This is a genomic window from Pantoea sp. VS1 (genome assembly GCF_002207995.1).
GTDB classification, from domain to species: Bacteria; Pseudomonadota; Gammaproteobacteria; order Enterobacterales; family Enterobacteriaceae; genus Pantoea; species Pantoea dispersa.
The window spans coordinates 42,261-62,393 of sequence record NZ_NHZE01000019.1 but is presented as its reverse complement, the minus strand read 5'-3'; the positions used below and the strand labels follow the sequence as shown (position 1 = coordinate 62,393).

General features: G+C 61.1%; 17 protein-coding genes. 7 read left to right on the top strand and 10 right to left on the bottom strand.

From position 1 onward, the window contains the following. Positions 1–82: 82 nt before the first annotated feature. The 6 genes from folK to thpR all read right to left on the bottom strand — a co-directional run bounded on the left by folK (position 83) and on the right by thpR (position 4,976). Positions 83–568, bottom strand: coding sequence for a 2-amino-4-hydroxy-6-hydroxymethyldihydropteridine diphosphokinase (folK, locus tag CBW22_RS10900; protein WP_088516635.1), 486 nt, complete (start codon positions 566–568; stop codon positions 83–85). Then, positions 565–1,980, bottom strand: a complete 1,416-nt coding sequence (pcnB, locus tag CBW22_RS10895) for a polynucleotide adenylyltransferase PcnB (RefSeq protein ID WP_206099480.1) — start codon at positions 1,978–1,980, stop codon at positions 565–567. The genes folK and pcnB overlap by 4 nt, the downstream gene beginning before the upstream one ends. Positions 1,981–2,018: 38 nt before the next feature. Continuing rightward, positions 2,019–2,954, bottom strand: a complete 936-nt coding sequence (gluQRS, locus tag CBW22_RS10890) for a tRNA glutamyl-Q(34) synthetase GluQRS (protein ID WP_394802559.1) — start codon at positions 2,952–2,954, stop codon at positions 2,019–2,021. Between the two features lie 70 nt (positions 2,955–3,024). Further along, positions 3,025–3,480, bottom strand: a complete 456-nt coding sequence (gene dksA / locus CBW22_RS10885; protein WP_021507512.1) for an RNA polymerase-binding protein DksA — start codon at positions 3,478–3,480, stop codon at positions 3,025–3,027. A gap of 239 nt (positions 3,481–3,719) precedes the next feature. Continuing rightward, entirely contained in the window at positions 3,720–4,436 is a 717-nt protein-coding gene (gene sfsA, locus CBW22_RS10880) for a DNA/RNA nuclease SfsA (RefSeq protein WP_088516633.1), read from the bottom strand. Next, positions 4,437–4,976, bottom strand: coding sequence for an RNA 2',3'-cyclic phosphodiesterase (gene thpR / locus CBW22_RS10875; RefSeq protein ID WP_088516632.1), 540 nt, complete (start codon positions 4,974–4,976; stop codon positions 4,437–4,439). 35 nt (positions 4,977–5,011) lie between these two features. Here thpR and hrpB point away from each other — a divergent pair, with 35 nt between their 5' ends. The 6 genes from hrpB to fhuB all read left to right on the top strand — a co-directional run bounded on the left by hrpB (position 5,012) and on the right by fhuB (position 16,343). Further along, complete coding sequence (gene hrpB, locus CBW22_RS10870; RefSeq protein ID WP_088516631.1) at positions 5,012–7,489, top strand: ATP-dependent helicase HrpB; 2,478 nt, start codon at positions 5,012–5,014, stop codon at positions 7,487–7,489. Positions 7,490–7,587: 98 nt separating this feature from the next. Next, positions 7,588–10,113: a bifunctional glycosyl transferase/transpeptidase gene (gene mrcB / locus CBW22_RS10865; protein ID WP_088516630.1), complete on the top strand. Its 2,526-nt coding sequence runs from the start codon at positions 7,588–7,590 to the stop codon at positions 10,111–10,113. 328 nt (positions 10,114–10,441) lie between these two features. Continuing rightward, positions 10,442–12,640, top strand: a complete 2,199-nt coding sequence (gene fhuA / locus CBW22_RS10860) for a ferrichrome porin FhuA (protein WP_088516629.1) — start codon at positions 10,442–10,444, stop codon at positions 12,638–12,640. 44 nt (positions 12,641–12,684) lie between these two features. Continuing rightward, entirely contained in the window at positions 12,685–13,479 is a 795-nt protein-coding gene (gene fhuC, locus CBW22_RS10855; protein WP_088516628.1) for a Fe3+-hydroxamate ABC transporter ATP-binding protein FhuC, read from the top strand. Between the two features lie 9 nt (positions 13,480–13,488). Further along, positions 13,489–14,367: a Fe(3+)-hydroxamate ABC transporter substrate-binding protein FhuD gene (gene fhuD, locus CBW22_RS10850; RefSeq protein WP_088516627.1), complete on the top strand. Its 879-nt coding sequence runs from the start codon at positions 13,489–13,491 to the stop codon at positions 14,365–14,367. Continuing rightward, a complete protein-coding gene (gene fhuB / locus CBW22_RS10845) occupies positions 14,367–16,343 on the top strand; it encodes a Fe(3+)-hydroxamate ABC transporter permease FhuB (RefSeq protein ID WP_088516626.1) in 1,977 nt (658 codons plus the stop codon). Before fhuD ends, fhuB begins: the two co-directional genes overlap by 1 nt. A 35-nt stretch (positions 16,344–16,378) precedes the next feature. Here the strand turns inward: fhuB and hemL are convergent, their stop codons facing one another. Further along, the gene (gene hemL / locus CBW22_RS10840; RefSeq protein WP_021507502.1) at positions 16,379–17,659 is read right to left on the bottom strand and encodes a glutamate-1-semialdehyde 2,1-aminomutase; all 1,281 of its coding nucleotides are present in this window, start codon (positions 17,657–17,659) and stop codon (positions 16,379–16,381) included. A gap of 221 nt (positions 17,660–17,880) precedes the next feature. On the opposite strand from hemL, the gene erpA reads away from it, so the two are divergent. After that, complete coding sequence (gene erpA, locus CBW22_RS10835; protein WP_021507501.1) at positions 17,881–18,228, top strand: iron-sulfur cluster insertion protein ErpA; 348 nt, start codon at positions 17,881–17,883, stop codon at positions 18,226–18,228. A 33-nt stretch (positions 18,229–18,261) separates the two neighbouring features. Here erpA and CBW22_RS10830 read toward each other — a convergent pair whose 3' ends face one another. From CBW22_RS10830 to mtnN, 3 genes are all read right to left on the bottom strand, one after another. Continuing rightward, positions 18,262–18,513 (bottom strand): hypothetical protein, encoded by a 252-nt coding sequence (locus tag CBW22_RS10830; protein ID WP_058780468.1) that lies wholly within the window; start codon positions 18,511–18,513, stop codon positions 18,262–18,264. Between the two features lie 106 nt (positions 18,514–18,619). After that, positions 18,620–19,426: a vitamin B12 ABC transporter substrate-binding protein BtuF gene (gene btuF / locus CBW22_RS10825; RefSeq protein WP_088516625.1), complete on the bottom strand. Its 807-nt coding sequence runs from the start codon at positions 19,424–19,426 to the stop codon at positions 18,620–18,622. After that, a complete protein-coding gene (gene mtnN, locus CBW22_RS10820; protein WP_021507498.1) occupies positions 19,419–20,117 on the bottom strand; it encodes a 5'-methylthioadenosine/S-adenosylhomocysteine nucleosidase in 699 nt (232 codons plus the stop codon). The genes btuF and mtnN overlap by 8 nt, the downstream gene beginning before the upstream one ends. Positions 20,118–20,133: the final 16 nt, after the last annotated feature.

Here is a 20,133-nt window from a genome sequence, read left to right as displayed (position 1 = left end):
CGCAATCTCCAGCATTTTCTGATGCGCGCAGTGTACTGGATTGATTGCAAAGGCGATACGACGGGCGTGCGATTCTGCCGCGTCAGGCGGACCACAAACGGATGCTGCTGCGGTCCAGCGTCGCCAGAATGCCGGCCAGCGGCTGGCCGTTCGGCAGGCGCAGCGCCGGCGCGATTTCCAGCAGCGGCACCAGCATGAAGGCGCGGTTGTGCATATCGTAGTGCGGCACCGTCAGGCGCGGCGTGTGGATCACCGCATTGCCGAACAGCATGATATCGAGGTCCAGCGTGCGCGGTCCCCAGCGTTCGGCTTTGCGCATCCGGCCATGCTCCAGCTCAATGCGCTGGGTGTGATCGAGCAGCGTTTCCGCGGCCAGTGTGGTCTCCAGCGCCACCACGGCGTTAAGGTAATCCGGCTGATCCGGCGGGCCGTACGGTGGCGTACGATAAAACGCGGAGGTGGCTACGCGGTGGGTATCGGGAATGGCATCCAGCGCGGCCAGCGCTGCATCAACCTGATGCAGCGGATCGGCGAGATTACTGCCTAAGGCGAGATAGACCCGCGTCATGACGCGCTATGGTTGCTGTCGCGGCGCGGGCCAGCTGGACGACGGCGCGGACGGCGTGGTTTACGGCGCGGGGCCGGATCGTCACCCAAAGTGTTGAGCATTGTTTTCTGCTGTGTCGGCACCGCCGACTGGAACTCGCCCCACCACTGGCTGAGGCGCAGCAGCTCGGCGTTGTTCTCGACTTCTGCGCGCAGCGCCAGCAGGTCGTAGGCAGCGCGGAATTTAGGATGCTCCATCAGCTTCCATGCGCGCTTACCGTGACGGCGCGACATGCGCAGCTGCAGCTGCCAGATATCGCGAATCAGTGTGGTAATACGTTTAGGAATCGCCAGCGCACGACAGGCTTCATCCAGCGTTTCGTTCATGGACAGCGCAAAGGCGTCGAAATAGGTCAGGCCGCTCTCCTGCGCAATCTGCTCGGCTGACTCCAGCTGCGGATACCAGAACATTGCCGCAAACAGGAACGCCGGATTCACGCGCATATCGTTGTGCAGGCGGGTATCGGTGTTTTTCAGCACCTGCGCCAGCATGCGTTCCATCGGGCTGTCGCCCTGTTCGGTGAAGTTGCGCGCCAGCGTCGGGAACAGCGGCTGGAACAGCTGGTATTCGCGCATCATCAGATAGGTGCGATAACCGTAACCGGCCTGCAGCAGCTTCAGCGACTCCTCAAACAGGCGCGCCGGCGGAATGTCATTCAGCAGCGTGGCGAGGCGGGGAATCGGCTCGGCGGTTTCCGCCGCAATGCTCATATCCAGCTTCGCGGCGAAGCGCACCACGCGCAGCATACGCACCGGATCTTCGCGGTAGCGCGTTTCCGGATCGCCAATCATGCGGATGATGCCTTCCTGCAGATCCTGCAGGCCACCGACGTAATCGCGTACGGTGAAATCAGCCACGCTGTAATAGAGGCTGTTGATGGTTAAATCGCGGCGCTGCGCATCATCTTCGATGTTGCCAAAAATGTTGTCGCGCAGCAGCATGCCGTTCTGACCGCGCTGCGAACCGTTGCGATCGTCGACGCTCTCTTCCTGATGGTGGCCGCGGAATGTGGCGACTTCAATCACTTCCGGACCGAACATCACATGCGCCAGACGGAAGCGACGCCCGACCAGGCGGCAGTTGCGGAATAGCTTACGCATCTGCTCCGGCGTGGCGTTGGTGGTCACGTCAAAGTCCTTCGGCTTTTTACCCAGCAGCAAATCGCGCACGCCGCCGCCAACCAGATAGGCTTCGTATCCGGCTTTGTTCAGGCGATACAGCACTTTGAGAGCGTTTTCGCTGATATCTTTGCGTGAGATATTGTGGCTTTCCCGGGGGATAACGGTCATCAGACTTACGGTTTCCACCTCTTCAGGGGCCTCCTCATCACGCTTGAGGACTCTCCGGCAAAAATTAGCGACTCGGGTAAAAATGGGACACCTCGACAGTGAGAAAATGGGTGTGAATAAAATCAGCGGCTAATCATAGCCTGTTGCGAACCATTTAGGAATGGCGTTGTCGCCTCATCCGGTTGTTGCGCATCATGCCGCGGAATCGATGCGCTATCCCAGTGTGTAACGGCATGGTCCAGCAGCGCCTCCAGCCCATGGTCCTGCCAGCCTGGTAAAACCGACTGCCCCAGGAAGCTCAGCGCCTGCACCAGCACCGGTCGCGGATCGCCGTCCGGTAAGGCTGGCGCGTGGTTCTGCTTCGACAATTTATTACCGTCCGGGTTAATTGCCAGCGGCAGATGCAGATAAGCCGGCACCGGCCAGCCAAACTGCTGATACAGCGCAATCTGACGCACCGTTGGCTCAATCAAATCCGCACCGCGCACAATCTCCGTCACGCCCTGAAAATGGTCATCGACCACCACCGCAAGGTTATAGGCGAACAGTCCGTCACGACGGTGAATAATAAAGTCTTCCTGCGCCAGACGCGGCTCCGCCTGCAGATGGCCGCGCAGGCGATCGTCAAAACCGTACACCGGCGCATGCTGACGCAGCCGCAGCGCGGCGCCCTCCGGCGGCAGATGTAAATCGCGGCAGTGACCGTCGTAAAAGCCGCCCAGCTGCTGAATGCGGCTGCGCGGGCAGGTACAGAAGTAGCTTTGACGATGTTCGCGCAGCCAGCTCAGCGCCGCGCGATAAGCCTCGTGGCGCTGCGACTGCCACAGCACGTCGCCGTCCCAGTGCAGCCCATAATGGGTCAGCTGACGCAGGATGCGCGTTGCGGCACCGGCGACTTCACGCGGCGGATCAATATCTTCAATGCGCACCAGCCAGCGGCCCTGCTGCGCGCGCGCGCTCAGGTAGCTGCCTAATGCGGCTATCAGCGAACCGAAATGAAGATCACCGGAAGGAGAGGGGGCGAAACGCCCGATGCAGGGAAGCGTGGCGGACATCATGCTGTGGTACACCGCACGGCGGGAAAACAGTGGTTTTCCCGGCTGTGCGGCGACAGTCTGTTAACGGCCATTAGCCTGCCATCTGCTTCTCGCGGATTTCTGCCAGCGTTTTGCAGTCAATGCAGAGATCGGCGGTCGGACGCGCTTCGAGACGGCGGATACCAATTTCGACCCCACAGGATTCGCAGTAGCCAAAGTCGTCGTCTTCCACTTTCTTGAGCGTTTTCTCAATCTTTTTAATGAGTTTGCGCTCACGATCGCGGTTACGCAGCTCCAGGCTGAACTCCTCTTCCTGGGCGGCACGGTCAACCGGATCCGGGAAGTTGGCAGCTTCGTCCTGCATATGCGACACAGTACGGTCTACTTCATCCCTGAGTTGGTTGCGCCAGGCTTCCAGAATCTTGCGGAAATGGCTCAGCTGGGCGTCATTCATATACTCTTCGCCCGGTTTCTCCTGATACGGCTCCACCCCAGCGATGGCGAGGATACTCAGGGACGATGTTTTACGGTTTTGCCCTTCTTGCATGTTGTTTCTCCTGGATAACACGCACTACCCGTTCTGTTTCAGATTGCGAAAGCCTTTGCCTGCAACCCGACGCATGCGGGGCATATCGATTCCCATCAGGGAAAAAAACAGGCCGCTATAAATAGCAGAAGCAATCAAGGTTGGCAATTATTCATGAACGCACCTTGACAAGCCTGTGAGGAACAGCGTATTTAGCGCACCGCTCAGAACATTCTTATCACAGCAAATAACGTTAAATATTACAACTGTGCGTTAATCGTTACCGTTAACGGCCGGGTAAGTAACATTTCTGCCGGTGAAATCTGAGCCTGATACGCCAACACTTCCACACCGCAGCGCTGCGCCTGTACCAGTAGTTCTGCGTATTGCGCATCGATATGGTGCGCCGGGGAAACGTCCTCAATCCCCGTGTGCAGAACAGCAAACAACAAAACGGCCCGGTGGCCTTCTGCCGTGATAGTGCTTAATTCGCGCAGATGTTTCTGTCCACGAGCCGTCACCGCATCCGGAAAATAGCCTTTACCATTTTGTAAAAGGGTGACGGACTTGACTTCAATATAGCAGTTGGCTTTGCCCTCCGCTTGCAACAGGAAGTCAATTCGGCTTTTTTCCGTGCCGTATTTCACCTCAGCCTGGCAGTGGCTATAAGCGGATAATTCCGGAATTGCGTCGCGCAGCAGCGCCTCGCGCACCAGTTGGTTAGCGCGCAGGGTGTTGACGCAAATCCAGTGGCCCTGCGCGGTTTGCGTTATTTCCCAGCTGTGCGGATATTTGCGCGTCGCGCTGGCCGAGGTGGAGTACCACACCGTGTCGCCTGGCGTGGCGCAGCCGGTCATTGCACCGGTATTGGCGCAGTGCAGAGTAAAGGTGTCACCTTGCGGCGTAATGACATCGGCTAAAAAACGTTTATAGCGGGTGATTAAGCGGGCTGATTGTAACGGCGGATCGAACTGCATTTATGCTCCTGCGACAGATAACAGTGGCCAGCGCGCCAGCCGGCGATAGCGCGTGCGTCCCTGCGTGAAGCTGGACGCAAACAGCGCGAAATGACTCACCTCAATGCGCCAGTGAAAACCGCGCGGCGGCAGCGCCACGGCCTGCGCAGCGTGGCGCAGCAGGGTGATGTGGGGATGGAACGGCTGCGTACTCTGCGCACAGCCATGGCGCGCGGCCTGGGCGCGCAGCAGGTTGGCCAGCTGCAGTAAACCGCGCGGCGCGCGCTGGCAGCCAAGCCACACCACGCCGGGACGCGGCCAGTGACCGGCGTCATCGAGATCCAGCGTAAAGCCCGGCTGGCGGATGCGTGCCGCCAGCTGCTGCAGCTGGCCCGCCGTTTCCGTGCTGACCTCACCGAGAAACGCCAGCGTCAGGTGCAGATTCGCCGCCGCCACCGGTTTACCCGCGTCTGCGGCGAAGCAATCGGCCCGCCATTGCACCAGCTGTTGCTGGAGGGCATCAGGCAATTCGAGGGCAAAAAACAGTCGTTGCGTGGCCATGCTGAACTCCGGTAATTGGCGCCGGGTGGTGTACAATGCGCGCCATCTTAGCACAGGCAGAGTGGGAGTTGAGTGTGAGTGAGTTACCGGTAAGCGAAGTACTGCCTGCATTGCTGGCCGCGCTGGCGCAGTCGCCACAGGTGCTGCTGGCGGCCCCGACCGGCGCCGGGAAATCCACCTGGCTGCCGCTACAGCTGCTGCAACAGGCGCAGCTGTCAGGGCAAATCATCATGCTGGAGCCGCGCCGGCTGGCGGCACGCAACGTGGCACAGCGGCTGGCGGAACAGCTGGGCGAACAGCCGGGCGGGACGGTAGGCTATCGGCTGCGCGGGGAAAACTGCAGCAGCGCAGCGACGCGTCTGCTGGTGGTCACCGAAGGCATTCTGACGCGCATGCTGCAACGCGATCCGCTGCTGGAGGGCGTATCGCTGGTGATCCTCGACGAATTCCATGAGCGCAGCCTGCAGGCTGACCTGGCGCTGGCGCTGCTGCTTGATGTGCAGCAGGGATTGCGCTACGACCTGAAAATTCTGCTGATGTCGGCAACGCTGGATAATCAGCAGCTACGCACGCTACTGCCCGACGCGCCGTTTATTGCGTCACAGGGGCGCAGCTTTCCGGTGATGCGACGTTACGCTTCGCTCAATCCGCAGCAGCGGTTTGAAGAGGCGGTGGCGCGCGAGGTAGCACAGCTGCTGCGGGACGAGCCCGGTTCGCTGCTGCTGTTTCTGCCCGGCGTGGCGGAGATTGAACGGGTGAAGCGTGAACTGGCGTCGCGCGTCAGTGATGAGGTGGATTTATCTCCTTTATATGGTGCGCTGTCGCTGGAGGCACAGCGGCGGGCCATCCTGCCGGCCGCGCCGGGCCGGCGTAAAGTGGTGCTCGCCACCAATATCGCCGAGACCAGCCTGACCATTGAAGGCATCCGCCTGGTGGTGGACAGCGCGCTGGAGCGCGCGGCGCAGTTTGACGTGCGCAGCGGCGTGACGCGTTTGCTGACCCAGCGCATCAGCCAGGCATCAATGACGCAGCGCGCTGGCCGCGCCGGTCGCCTGGCGCCGGGGATCTGCCTGCATCTGCTGCCGCAGGAGCAGGCGCTGCGTGCGGCGGCGCAGAGTGAGCCGGAGATACTCACCAGCGATCTGGCCTCGCTGCAGCTGGATTTACTGCAGTGGGGCTGTCAGGACGCGGCTCAGCTGCAATGGCTGGATAGTCCACCGGCGCGCAGCCTGCAGGCGGCACGTCAACAGCTGCAGCGGCTCGGCGCGCTGGATAGCGAAGGGCGGCTCAGCGCGCGCGGCCGTAAAATGGCGCAGCTCGGTAGCGATCCGCGTCTCACGGCGATGCTGTGCGCCGCCGGCGACGATGTGCACGCCATCGCCAGCGCGGCGCTGCTGGTGGCGATTCTGGAGGATCCGCCGCGCAGCGGCAGTGTCGATCTGCGTGATGCGCTCAACCAGCCACAGCCGCAGTGGCTGCGGCGCGCGCGCCACTGGCAGCAGCGCCTGAATGCAGGTCAGGGGCGCGTTGACGCCGATCGCTTCCCGGCGCTGCTGGCCGCCGGATTTGCTGACCGGCTGGCGCAGCGTCGCGGTCACAGCGCGCGCTATCAGCTCGCCAATGGTATCGGCGCAATGCTGGATGAGCACGACGGCCTGAGCCGCTATGAGTGGCTGATTGCCCCAAGCCTGCTGCAGGGGGCCAGCAGCGCCGATGCACGCATGCTGCTGGCGCTGCCGGTAGAGATGGATGCGTTACGCCAGCAGTGCCCGCAGCTGGTGGAGCAGCGCACCGATGTGGACTGGGATGACGACAAAGGCACGCTGCGCGCGTGGAAGCGGGAAGCGATTGGCGCGCTGATCCTGCGGGCCCAGCCGCAGGCGCGGCCCGAGCCGGAGATCCTGCATCCGGCGATGCTGCGCTGGATCCGCGAAAAAGGGCTGGCGGTGCTCGGCTGGACGCCAGAGGCAGATCAGCTGCGTGTGCGCCTGCAGTGCGCCGCGCAGTGGCTGCCGGAAGAGGCGTGGCCGACGCTGGATGATGACACGCTGCTGGCCTCGCTGGAGCACTGGCTGCTGCCGGAGATGGGCAAAGTACGCGATTTAAAAGGGCTGCAGAGCGTTAATCTTGTCAGCGCTTTATTACATTTGCTGACATGGTCACAGCGGCAGCGGCTGGATACTGTGCTGCCAACTCATTACACTGTGCCGACCGGAAGTCGCCTGCCGATTCGCTACGACGCGGAAAAGCCCCCCGCGCTGGCGGTGCGTATGCAGGAGATGTTTGGCGAGGCGCAGAACCCGGCGGTTGCCGATGGGCGCGTTCCGCTGGTGCTGGAGCTGCTTTCGCCGGCACACCGTCCGCTGCAGATCACCCGTGACCTCGCGGCGTTCTGGCGCGGTGCGTATCCTGAAGTGCAGAAAGAGATGAAAGGGCGCTATCCCAAACATCCGTGGCCGGACGATCCGGCCAGCGCCTTGCCGACGAGGCGTACCAAAAAATATTCCTCGTAGCCCGCAGTGGATCGAATTCAGAGGGTTCTGCCATGCGCGGCACGAGAAAGCAGTTAGAGTAGCGGCGCTGCCGTAGCTATGCCTGGAGAAAACAAAGCATGTCTGGGAACGATCGCGAACCTATTGGGCGCAAAGGAAAAGCGCCAAAGCCGCCGCGTAACGTTACGCGCCGGGGTCGCCGCAGGGAGCCTGAAGATGATATCGATCAGGACGATTTTGACGAAGATGATGAGGAGAGTGCGCCGGTGCCACCCAAAGGTAAAGGAAAACGACCCGCGCGTGGCAAAAGCCGCTGGTTAGGCTGGTTGATTAAACTCTTCCTGGTGTTTGTCGTGGTGATGGCCGCCTGGGGCGTCTATCTCGATTCGGAAATCCGCAGCCGCATTGACGGTAAAGTGTGGCAGCTGCCGGCGGCCGTATACGGGCGCATGGTTAGCCTCGAACCGGGCATGGCTTACGACAAGAAAGAGATGATTGCGCTGCTGGAAGGCACGCAGTATCGCGAAGTGTCGCGCATTACCCGTCCGGGTGAGTTCAGCGTGAAAGGCAACACCATCGACCTGCTGCGCCGTCCGTTTGATTTTCCGGACAGCAAAGAGGGCCAGATTAACGCGCGTCTCACCTTCAGCAACAACGAGCTGAGCGAGATTAAAAACCTCGATACCGGACGCGACTTTGGCTTCTTCCGCCTCGATCCGCGGCTGATCACCATGTTGCAGTCGCCAAACGGCGAGCAGCGTCTGTTTGTGCCGCGCGCCGGGTTCCCGGATCTGCTGGTCGATACGCTGATCGCCACCGAAGACCGCCACTTCTACGAGCATGACGGCATCAGCCCGTACTCGATTGGTCGCGCCTTCCTCGCCAATATCACCGCCGGTAAAGCGGTGCAGGGCGGCAGCACGCTGACGCAGCAGCTGGTGAAAAACCTGTTCCTCACCAACGAACGCTCGCTGTGGCGTAAAGCGCGTGAAGCCTATATGGCGGTGATCATGGATGCGCGCTACAGCAAAGATCGCATTCTTGAGCTCTACCTGAACGAGGTGTATCTCGGCCAGGCGGGCAACGACCAAATCCGCGGTTTCCCGCTGGCCAGCCTGTACTATTTTGGCCGCCCGGTGGACGAACTGAGTCTTGATCAGCAGGCGATGCTGGTCGGCATGGTTAAAGGTGCGTCGCTGTACAATCCGTGGCGTAATCCGCAGCTGGCGCTGGAGCGACGTAACCTGGTGCTGCGTCTGCTGCAACAGCAGAAAGTGATCGATCAGGAGCTGTACGACATGCTGTCGGCGCGGCCGCTTGGCGTTCAGCCGAAAGGCGGGGTGATCACGCCGCAGCCGGCGTTTATGCAGATGGTGCGTAATGAGCTGCAGGCGAAGCTGGGTGATAAGGTCAAAGACCTCTCCGGCGTGAAGATCTTCACCACGCTCGATCCGATTTCGCAGGATGCGGCGGAAAAAGCGGTTGAAGACGGCATTCCCACGCTGAAGAAACAGCGCGGGCTGAAAGATCTGGAAACCGCGATGGTGGTGGTCGACCGCTTCAGTGGTGAAGTGCGCGCCATGGTCGGCGGTGCCGATCCACAGTTTGCCGGCTATAACCGCGCGCTGCAGGCGCGTCGCTCGATTGGTTCACTGGCAAAACCGGCGACCTATCTGACCGCCCTCAGCCAGCCAAACAGCTATCGCCTGAACAGCTGGATCGCCGACGAGCCGATCGCGCTGAAACAGCCAAACGGTTCGGTGTGGAAGCCGATGAACGACGATCGTCGCTTCAGCGGTAAAGTGATGCTGGTGGATGCGCTGACTAACTCGATGAACGTGCCAACCGTTAACCTCGGTATGACGCTGGGACTCGACGCGGTAGTGGATACCTGGACCAAACTGGGCGTGCCAAAAGATCAGCTGCATCCGGTACCGGCGATGCTGCTGGGGGCGCTTAACCTGACGCCGATTGAAGTGGCGCAGGCGTTCCAGTCAATTGCCAGCGGCGGTAACCGCGCTGCGCTGTCGGCGGTGCGCTCGGTAATTGCGGAAGATGGCACGGTGCTGTATCAGAGCTTCCCGCAGGCGCAGCGCGTTGAGCCGGCGCAGGCGGCGTATCTGACGCTGTATACCATGCAGCAGGTGGCCGATCACGGTACGGCGCGGGCGCTGGGCGCACGCTTCCCGGGTGCGCATCTGGCGGCGAAAACCGGTACCACCAATGACCTGATCGACAGCTGGTTTGCCGGTATTGATGGCAAAGAAGTGGCGATCACCTGGGTTGGCCGCGACAACAACCAGACCTCGAAGCTGTACGGTGCCAGCGGTGCGATGCAGATCTATCGTCGCTACCTCGACAACCAGGCGCCGATGCCACTGGTCCTGACGCCACCGGAAGATATCACTCAGATGAATATCGATTCGGCCGGTAACTTTGTCTGCGGCAGCGGCAGCAGCACCTGGCGTTCGCTGCCGGTGTGGGCGCTGGATCCGAACGCGCTGTGCCAGCAGCAACAGCAGCAGATTCAGCAGCAGCAGCAACAGCAAGAACAGCAACAACAGCAACAGCAGCAGCCGCAGGGCGAGCAGAAGGACTCTGACGGCGTCGCGGGCTGGATTAAAGATATGTTCGGCAGTAAATAAGCCATCCGGCACTGCACCGGCTTTATACCTTCAGAGCCTGTGCAGTGCCGGCGTTTTACCACCACGTGGCGGCACCAGATACATGGCGACGCTCCAGCCTGAGCCTTACCTATAAGCTAAATGTAACTCCCTCTGGCGCTGCGGCGCCTTTTTCTTTGCCCGCCATTTTTTTAGCCGCGATCATGGATATGTGCGATCCGCTGGCAAACTCACCGCCATCAGGCATTACATCTTGCGGTGCTTGCCGGGTTTCGCCTAAAATCCGTGCGTCTAATAATCATTCTCGTTTCCATTCGCCTGCATTGTTCTATTTTCATGAGATCCCACTATGAATGCGCGAAACACTTTTCCTTGTTCTCTGCGCGCGGTGACCACCCGTCGACCGCTCGCGTTATTGATTTCCCTGACTCTGGGCACACTCAGCATGCAGGCGCTGGCCGAAGATACCGTGGTGGTGACGGCTGATGGCGGCAGCGGCGTCGCGCAGGAGAGCGCATGGGGACCGTCGCCGACCATCGCCGCTAAACACAGCGCGACCGGCACCAAAACCGATACGCCAATCGAGAAGAATCCGCAGTCGGTGTCGGTGGTGACGCAGGAAGAGATGTCAATGCATGCGGTGACCAGCGTCAAAGGTGCGTTTAATTACACGCCAGGCGTGCTGACCGGTAACCGCGGCAGCTCGGACGTTATCGATGCGCTGTCGATTCGCGGCTTCAGCGAAACCAACACCAACCAGTATCTGGATGGCCTGAAGCTGCAGGGTGACAACTATTCCGAATTCGCTATCGATCCTTATTTCCTTGAGCGCGCGGAACTGCTGCGTGGTCCGGTGTCGGTGCTCTACGGTAAGAGCAACCCGGGCGGTGTGGTATCACTGGTGAGCAAGCGGCCGACCCAGGAGACGCTGCGTGAAGTCCAGTTCCAGATGGGCACCGACAACCTGTTCTCCACCGGCTTCGATTTTGGCGGCTCACTGGATGATGACGGTGTTTACAGCTATCGCCTGACCGGCCTGGCGCGCAGCGCCGATGCGCAACAGGAGATGAACAAAGAGAAGCGCTATACCCTTGCGCCTTCGTTCAGCTGGCGTCCCGATGCCAATACCCGCTTTGACCTGCTGACCTACTTCCAGAACGAACCGGAAACCGGCTATTACGGCTGGCTGCCGCGTGAAGGCACCGTGGTGGGCATCACCCGGCCGGACGGCAGCAGCTATAAGCTGCCCACCAATTTTGATGAAGGCGAAGACAGCAATAAGATCTCGCGCAACACCAAAATGGTTGGCTACAACTTTGAGCACAGCTTTAACGATACCTGGACGGTGCGCCAGAATCTGCGCTATGCCGAGCTGAAAACGAATTATCGCAGTATTTATGGCAACGGCTATCTGCCTGAGTCACAACAGATTACGCGTGGTTCAGCCATTTCCGATGAGAAACTGAATCAGTTTGCCGTCGATAATCAGGTGCAGGCAAAATTTGCTACCGGTGCGGTGGATCATACGCTGCTGATGGGGGTTGATTATCAGCGCACCCGTAATGATATTGATGCTGCCTTTGCCTCCGCAGCGCCAATCAACGCGATTGATCCGCAGTACGGTAATGATGCTGTGGGTGCCGCCTTCCCCTATCAATATCTGAACCGTCAGGAACAAACTGGCCTGTATACGCAGGATCAGATGGAATGGAATAAATGGGTGCTGACGCTGGGCGGGCGATACGATTATGCGATGACCTCCGCACTGAACCGTAACGGTAACAGCGAAGTAAAAAACCACGACCAGGCATTTACCTGGCGCGGTGGTGTGAACTATGTGTTTGATAATGGTATCGCGCCGTATTTCAGCTACAGCGAATCCTTTATCCCAACGACTGGCACCACGGTTGATGGGAAACCTTTTGACCCATCCCGCGCGAAGCAGTATGAGGCTGGCGTAAAATACGTACCAAAAGATCGCCCGATTGTGGTCACCGCAGCGGTTTATCAGCTGACTAAAACCAAAAACCTGACGGCAGATCCGAACAGCCTGCAGTTTAGTGTGCAGGGAGGGGAGATTCGCTCACGTGGCGTCGAGCTGGAAGCCAAGGCGGCGCTTAACGCCAACATTAACCTGACGGCGGCTTACTCTTATACCGATGCGGAATACACCGAAGACACCTTGCTGAAAGGCCGTACGCCGGTGCAGGTGCCGAAGCATATGGCTTCGCTGTGGGGTGATTACACCTTCCACGAAACCGCCCTGTCGGGCTTCACCGTGGGTGCCGGGGTGCGCTACGTGGGTGAAAGCAAAGGTCTGTACGCCAGCGGCGCAAATGCCAACCAGAACTTTGACGTCGCCGCGTACACCACTGTAGATGCCGCACTGAAGTACGATCTGGGCCGCTTCGGCTTGCCGGGCTCAACCGTCGGCGTCAACATCAACAACCTGTTCGATCGCGAATACGTTGCCAGCTGCTACCGCGACTACGCCTGCTACTGGGGCGCAGAGCGCCAGATCGTCGGTACCGCCACCTTCCGCTTCTGATACTGAACACAGGGCGCTGTGGCGCCCGTTAACCAGGGATTATCATGCAGCATCCGCACCACGCAGAAACCACCTTTTCACTGGAAAACGTCAGCTTCCGTGTGCCCGGCCGCACGCTGCTGCATCCGCTGTCGCTGACTTTCGCCCCGGGCAAAGTCACCGCGCTGATCGGGCATAACGGTTCCGGTAAATCCACGCTGCTGAAGATGCTCGGCCGTCACCACGCCGCCAGCGAAGGGCGCGTGATGCTGAACGGTGAGGCGGTTGATACCTGGAGCAGTAAAGCTTTTGCACGTCAGGTAGCCTATCTGCCGCAGCAACTGCCCGCGGCGGAGGGCATGACGGTGCGCGAGCTGGTGGCGATTGGGCGCTATCCGTGGCACGGTGCGCTGGGGCGCTACGGCCAGGAAGATCGCGATCGGGTAGACGAGGCGATTGCGCTGGTTGGACTGAAACCCTTCGCCGGGCGCCTGGTGGACAGCCTGTCCGGCGGCGAGCGGCAGCGTGCGTGGCTGGCGATGCTGGTGGCGCAGAACAGCCGCTGCCTGCTGCTGGATGAACCCACCTCGGCGCTGGATATCGCCCATCAGGTGGATGTGCTGGCGCTGATTCAGCGCCTCAGCCACGAACGCGGCCTGACGGTGATAGCGGTATTGCACGATCTCAACATGGCGGCTCGCTACTGTGACCGGCTGGTGGCGCTGCGCGCGGGCGAAGTGATCGCGCAAGGCGGACCGGAAGCGATTATGCAGGCCGGGGTGCTGGGTGATATTTATGGCATTCCGATGGGCATTCTGCCGCATCCGCAGGGCGGCGCGCCCGTCAGCTTTGTCTACTGAGGCCTCGTGATGTTCGACCTTTCCCGTCGCCGTCTGCTGACCGCGCTGGCGCTCTCACCGCTGATGAACCTTGCACCGCTGCGCGCCGCGCCGCCGGACAGCCAGCGCATCCTGGCGCTGGAGTGGCTGCCGGTGGAGTTGCTGATGGCGCTCGGCGTCGCCCCGCTCGGCGTGGCCGATCTGCATAACTACGCCATCTGGGTGGGTGACCCGGTCTTGCCGGCCGGCACCGTCGATCTCGGCTTACGTACCGAACCCAATCTGGAACTGATGACCCAGCTGGCACCGTCGCTGATCCTGCACTCCAACGGTTACGGCCCGGCGGTCGACAAGCTGGAGCGCATTGCGCCGACGATGGGCTTTGACCTCAACAGCGGCGATGGCAAACCGTTCACCACCGCGCGCACATCGCTGCATGCGCTGGGTGCCCGGCTTGGCCTTGAAGCGCAGGCACAGGCCCATTTGCACTGGGTGGATGGTGAAGTGGCTGCCGCGCGTGAGCGGTTACGTCCGTGGGCGCAGCGTCCGCTGCTGCTGATGTCGCTGATGGATCCGCGTCACGCCATTACCTTCGGTAAAGGCAGCCTGTTCCTCGAGGTGATGGAGCAGCTTGGCCTGCGCAATGCCTGGCAGGGCGAAACCAACTTCTGGGGCAGTGCGGTGGTCGGGCTGGAGCGGCTGGCGGAGGTCGGTGACGTTGAGGTGATCTGTTTCGATCACGATAACGAACGCGATATGCAGCAGGTGACGCAAAGCGCACTGTGGCAGGCGCTGCCGTTTGTCCGTTCCGGCCGTTTCCGGCGGGTGCCGGCGGTGTGGTACTACGGCGCCACTTACTCAGCCATCAAATTTATTCGCGTGCTGGAACGCGCGCTGGAGTCGCACTGATGCGCAACCGTCTGTTTCCCGTCGCGCTGCTCAGCGTGCTCAGTTTACTGGCGCTGGCGCTCACGTTTATCAACCTGCACCAGGCGCTGCCATTGGCGCAGTGGCAGCAGGCGATGTTCGCGCCGGATATCGATAACATCCGTCAGGTGGTGTTCCACTACAGCCTGCTGTCGCGGCTGGCGCTGGCGCTGCTGGTTGGGGCCGGACTTGGCCTTGCGGGCCTGCTGTTTCAGCAGGTGCTGCGCAATCCGCTGGCGGAGCCGACCACGCTGGGCGTCTCTTCCGGCGCGCAGCTTGGCCTGACCGTCGCTACTCTGTGGCAGCTGCCGGGCGGGGAGCTGACGCAGCAGTTTGCCGCGATGGGCGGGGCGGTGCTGGTCGGCGTGCTGGTGTTTGGCATCGCCTGGGGCAAGCGTCTGTCGCCGGTGACGCTGATCCTGGCCGGTCTGGTACTGAGCCTGTATGCCGGCGCGGTTAATCAAATCTTTGCCATCTTCAATCACGATCAGCTGCAAAACATGTTTCTGTGGAGCACTGGCGCGCTGAACCAGCTCGACGGCCACAACGTGGCGCTGCTGTGGCCGCGCCTGCTGCTGGCGTTCGCACTGGCGCTGGCGCTGTTGCGTCCGCTGACGTTGATAGGGCTGGATGATGGCGTGGCAAAAAACCTCGGTCTGGCGCTGTCGGCGGCGCGCATTGCCGCGCTGGCGCTGGCGATCCTGCTCAGTGCGCAGCTGGTTAACGTCGCCGGCATCATCGGCTTTATCGGGCTGTTCGCGCCGCTGCTGGCGAAGATGCTGGGGGCGCGTCGTCTGCTGAGCCGCTTGCTGCTGGCGCCGCTGATTGGCGCACTGCTGCTGTGGCTGGCCGATCAGTGCGTGCTGTGGCTAACCGCGCACTGGCGTGAAGTGTCAACCGGGACGGCTACCGCGCTGATTGGCGTGCCGATTCTGCTGTGGCTGCTGCCGCGTCTGCGCACGGGCTCGCTGCCGCCGGCGATGAATGCCGGCGACACAGTGCCGCAGGAGCGACAGGCCGTGCTGCGCTGGTGCCTGGCGGGCGTGATGATTCTGGCGCTGTGCAGTCTGGCAGGCATCGCGTTTGGGCGCGACGCACACGGCTGGACGTGGGTCAGCGGCGATATGCTGCAACAGCTGCTGCCGTGGCGTGTGCCGCGCGTGCTGGCGGCACTGGTAGTCGGCACGATGCTGGGCGTCGCCGGGGTGCTGATTCAGCGCCTGACCGGTAATCCGATGGCCAGTCCGGAAGTGCTGGGCATCAGCTCCGGGGCGGCCTGCGGGGTAGTGGTTATGCTGTTCTTTGTGCCCGGCAACGCGGTCGCCTGGCTGCTGCCGGCCGGCGTGCTGGGCGCCGCGCTGACGCTGCTGGTGATTATACTGGTGGCCAGCCGCGGCGGTTTTGCACCGGAACGCATGTTGCTGGCCGGAATGGCGCTGAACAGTGCGTTTGTCACGTTACTGATGGTGTTGCTGGCGAGCGGCGATCCGCGCATGGCCGGGCTGCTGAGCTGGATTTCCGGTTCGACGTACAACATCTCAATGACGCAGGCGCTGCAGAGTGCTGTCGTGGGCATGATACTGGTGGCGCTGGCACCGCTGGCCAGCCGCTGGCTGACGCTGCTGCCGCTCGGCAGTGCCACGGCGCGCTCAGCCGGCATGGCGCTGAACCGATCGCGCTTCAGCCTGCTGTTGCTGGCGGCTGCGCTGACCGCCACCGCGACGCTCACTATCGGTCCGCTGAGTTTTATTGGCCTGATGGCACCGCATATTGTGCGCATGCTCGGCTTCCGTCGCGCGTTGCCGCAATTGCTGATGGCTGGCCTGCTCGGCGGGGGGCTGCTGGTGTTCGCCGACTGGTGCGGCCGCATGCTGGCCTTCCCGGATCAAATCCCGGCAGGTCTGATGGCAACCTTCTTCGGCGCGCCGTATTTTATCTGGCTGCTAAGGCGCGCTTAGTGAAGCGGGGCGCTATGAATGGCGCCCCGGCAGGTTTACAGCTGCGCGAAGCAGCGGCGGGCGGCATCGACGGTGCGCTGAATATCTTCCTGGCTGTGCGCCAGTGACATAAAGCCGGCCTCATAGGCCGATGGCGCGAGGTAAACACCTTCCTGCAGCATCAGATGGAAGAAACGCTTAAAGCGCTCCACATCGCACTTCGTCACGTCGGCGTAGCAGGTCACGCTGTCGGCGTCGGTGAAGAAAATACCGAACATGCCACCGACGTGGTTCACCACCAGCGGGATATTTTCCGCCTCCGCCGCCGCCAGCAGGCCAGCACACAGCTGGTCGGTGAGTGCGGTTAAGGTCGCATGGGTGCCAGGCTGCGCAATCTGCGACAGGCAGGCAAAACCGGCGGCCATGGCAATCGGATTGCCGGACAGCGTGCCCGCCTGATACACCGGGCCAGTGGGAGCCAGCGCGGCCATCACTTCGCGGCGGCCGCCAAAAGCACCAACCGGCATACCGCCGCCGATGATCTTGCCGAGACAGGTCAGGTCTGGCGTAACGTCGTAATAAGCCTGGGCACCGCCCAGCGCCACGCGGAAGCCGGTCATCACTTCATCGATAATCAGCAGCGCGCCAAACTCATCGCACAGCGCACGCAGGCCCGGCAGGAATTCCGGCTGCGGCGGGATGCAGTTCATGTTGCCCGCCACCGGTTCGACGATGATACAGGCGATCTCTTGCGGATACTGCTCAAACGCCGCGCGCACCGAGTCGAGATCGTTATAGGTGCAGGTCAGGGTATGACGGGCGAAATCCGCCGGCACGCCCGGCGAGTTGGGCTGGCCGAGGGTCAGCGCACCGGAACCGGCTTTCACCAGCAGGCAGTCAGCGTGGCCGTGGTAGCAGCCCTCAAATTTGATGATTTTGTCACGCTGGGTGAAACCGCGCGCCAGGCGGATGGCGCTCATGGTGGCTTCGGTGCCGGAGTTAACCATACGCACCATATCCATGCTCGGCACCAGCTCGCACACCAGCTCGGCCATCTTCACTTCCATCTCGGTCGGCGCGCCAAAACTCAGGCCGCGCGCGGCGGCTTCGATCACCGCATTGCGAATGGTGGCGTTATTGTGGCCCAGCACCATCGGTCCCCAGGAGCCGACGTAATCGATATAGGCTTTGCCATCGGCATCATACAGATAGGCACCGTCGGCGCGTTCGATGAACAGCGGCACGCCGCCCACGCCGGTAAAGGCACGCACCGGGGAGTTCACGCCGCCCGGGATCAGGCGTTGTGCTTCGGCATACAGGTTTTCTGACTTACTCATGGTTCGGCTCCTGCTGTTCTGGAAAAAATCTGGCGCCATTCTACGGAAGAGCGGCCGGTGAAGAAAGGCGCGCGGCCGCTTGCGCCTGCGACATTGCTATACTTTATGCCATAACTGGCGGCACACAGTGTCAAGGGCGCTACTTGATTGCACTGGACGGCTGGCAGATAATAGCGAAATTGAGGTCGTTTTCTGACCTGGACGTTTACCCGGAGTAAAAGATGAGTGACGACGTAGCCGCGCTGCCTCTGCAGTTCACCGATGCAGCAGCGAAAAAAGTAAAAAACCTGATTGCGGATGAAGAGAATCCGGCGCTGAAACTGCGCGTATATATCACCGGCGGGGGCTGCAGTGGCTTCCAGTATGGTTTTACTTTTGACGATCAAATGAATGACGGCGACATGACCATCGAGAAGCAGGGTGTGGCGCTGGTAGTTGACCCGATGAGCCTGCAGTATCTGGTGGGTGGATCGGTTGACTACACCGAAGGTCTGGAAGGTTCACGCTTTATCGTGACCAATCCCAACGCCAAAACCACCTGCGGCTGCGGCTCCTCTTTCAGCATCTGATGCTGGGCTGGCTGCCGTTCTGGCAGCCATGATTTACCACTCAATCGTCACTAAGCGAGCCGTTTCACGGCGCATCGCATCGCGGTTCAATACGCTTTGTGTCACGCGCGGCTGCGCGCTGAAATGCCGGCCACAGTCAACAGACGGCAGCGTCTGCTCACTCGGGCGTGAGATATCGCAGCGGGAGAAAATCGTCAGCGAGACGGCGATAGAGCCCGTGGTGGTTGCCGCACCGATCGGTGCAGCCACGATCAGCCCTATGGCCAGCAGCAGCGCTCTGGTCATGGTGAAATCCTGGTGATGTCAAAAGTGCGCTACGCGCTAAAAGGGCACAGAGCATACGTGGCCGCTGTGCCTTGTTATTTGATTTTCGACATGAATCGTCGAATCTTTAGTCTGGTAATGCTTTATTTTTCGTCGGATGTAAAGCTTCGCACAATTGCTTTGCCGCCAGCAGCAAGCGCGGACCCGGCCGGCTCAGCCAGTCATCGTTAAGCGCAATCACCGGCACGTTAAGCTGCGGCTGCCAGAAGCGCGCGACGCTGGCGGCGCGGCTGGCATCACCGCCAGTGACAATCGCCTGCGGGTGCCGCGTCAGCACCTGCTCCCGGCTCACCTGAGGCCAGCTCACGCTGCTGTCAGCAAAGATATTGCGACCGCCGCACAGTGTGACGACCTCATTCTGCAGCGTGCTGCGCGCGGCGGTAAACAGCGGCTGCTGGCCAAACTGCAGAAACAGCGGCACCGGCGTTTGCTGCTGATAGCGCTGACGCAGCGTCTGCAGCTGCTGGTGTAACGCCTGTGCGGCCGCGGTGGCCCGCTGGGGCTGTGGGCTCCAGCGCTGCAGCGCCGCCAGCGCGTCAATCATCTGGTCGAGTGATTGCGGATCGATCCATTCTACATGGATGCCCAGACGCTGCAGCTGCTCCACCTGGCGCAGTGGATTGCCGCCGCGCCAGGCCAGCACCACATCCGGTCTGAGCTGCACAATGCGTTCAACGCGAATGCCCTGCCAGTTCGCCACCTGCTCCAGCTGGCGAGCAGCGGCGGGATAGTCTGACCACGCGCTCACCGCCACCGGCGTGATGCCAGCGGCAAACGCCAGTTCAGTGAGATGCGGCGACAGGGTAATGACGCGCGGTGCGGCCAGCAGACTGTGGCACAGCAGCCACAGCCCGAGCAGCAGATATTTAGCCACGCGCCAGCTGAGCCAGCAGGTTTTCCACCATCAGCGACGACTGTTTAGCCGCCACGCTGAGGAACTCTTCGAAACTCAGATGCGACGCTTTATCGGCCACGTCAGAAATAGCGCGTACCACCACGAACGGCACCTTAAACTGATGGCAAACGTGACCAATCGCCGTGGCTTCCATCTCTACCGCAATCGCCTGCGGGAAGGTGCTGCGGATACGCTCCAGCGGCGCGGCGCCATTGATAAAGGCGTCACCGCTGACCACCAGACCGCGCACCGCGTTGAGATCCAGCTGTTTGATCACCTGCTCTGCGGCGGCAATCAGCGCGCTGTCCGCGACAAACGCCGCCGGGCAGCCCGCCATCTGACCAGGCTCATAGCCAAAGGCGGTGACATCGGCATCGTGATAACGCACTTCATCGGACACCACGATATCGCCCACCTGCAGGGTTGGTGCCAGACCGCCTGCGGAACCGGTGTTGATCACCAGATCTGGTTTGCACAGCTCCAGCAGCAGCGTGGTACCCAGCGCGGCCGCGGTTTTGCCGATGCCCGATTTCAGCAGAGCCACCTCAACGCCGTTGAGCGTACCGGTGTAAATTTCGCAGCCGGCCAGCGTCAGCGTCTGACGGTTTTCAATTTTGTCACGCAGCAGTGTGACTTCCTGCTCCATCGCGCCAATAATGCCTGCTTTCATAAAGAATCTCGCTGTA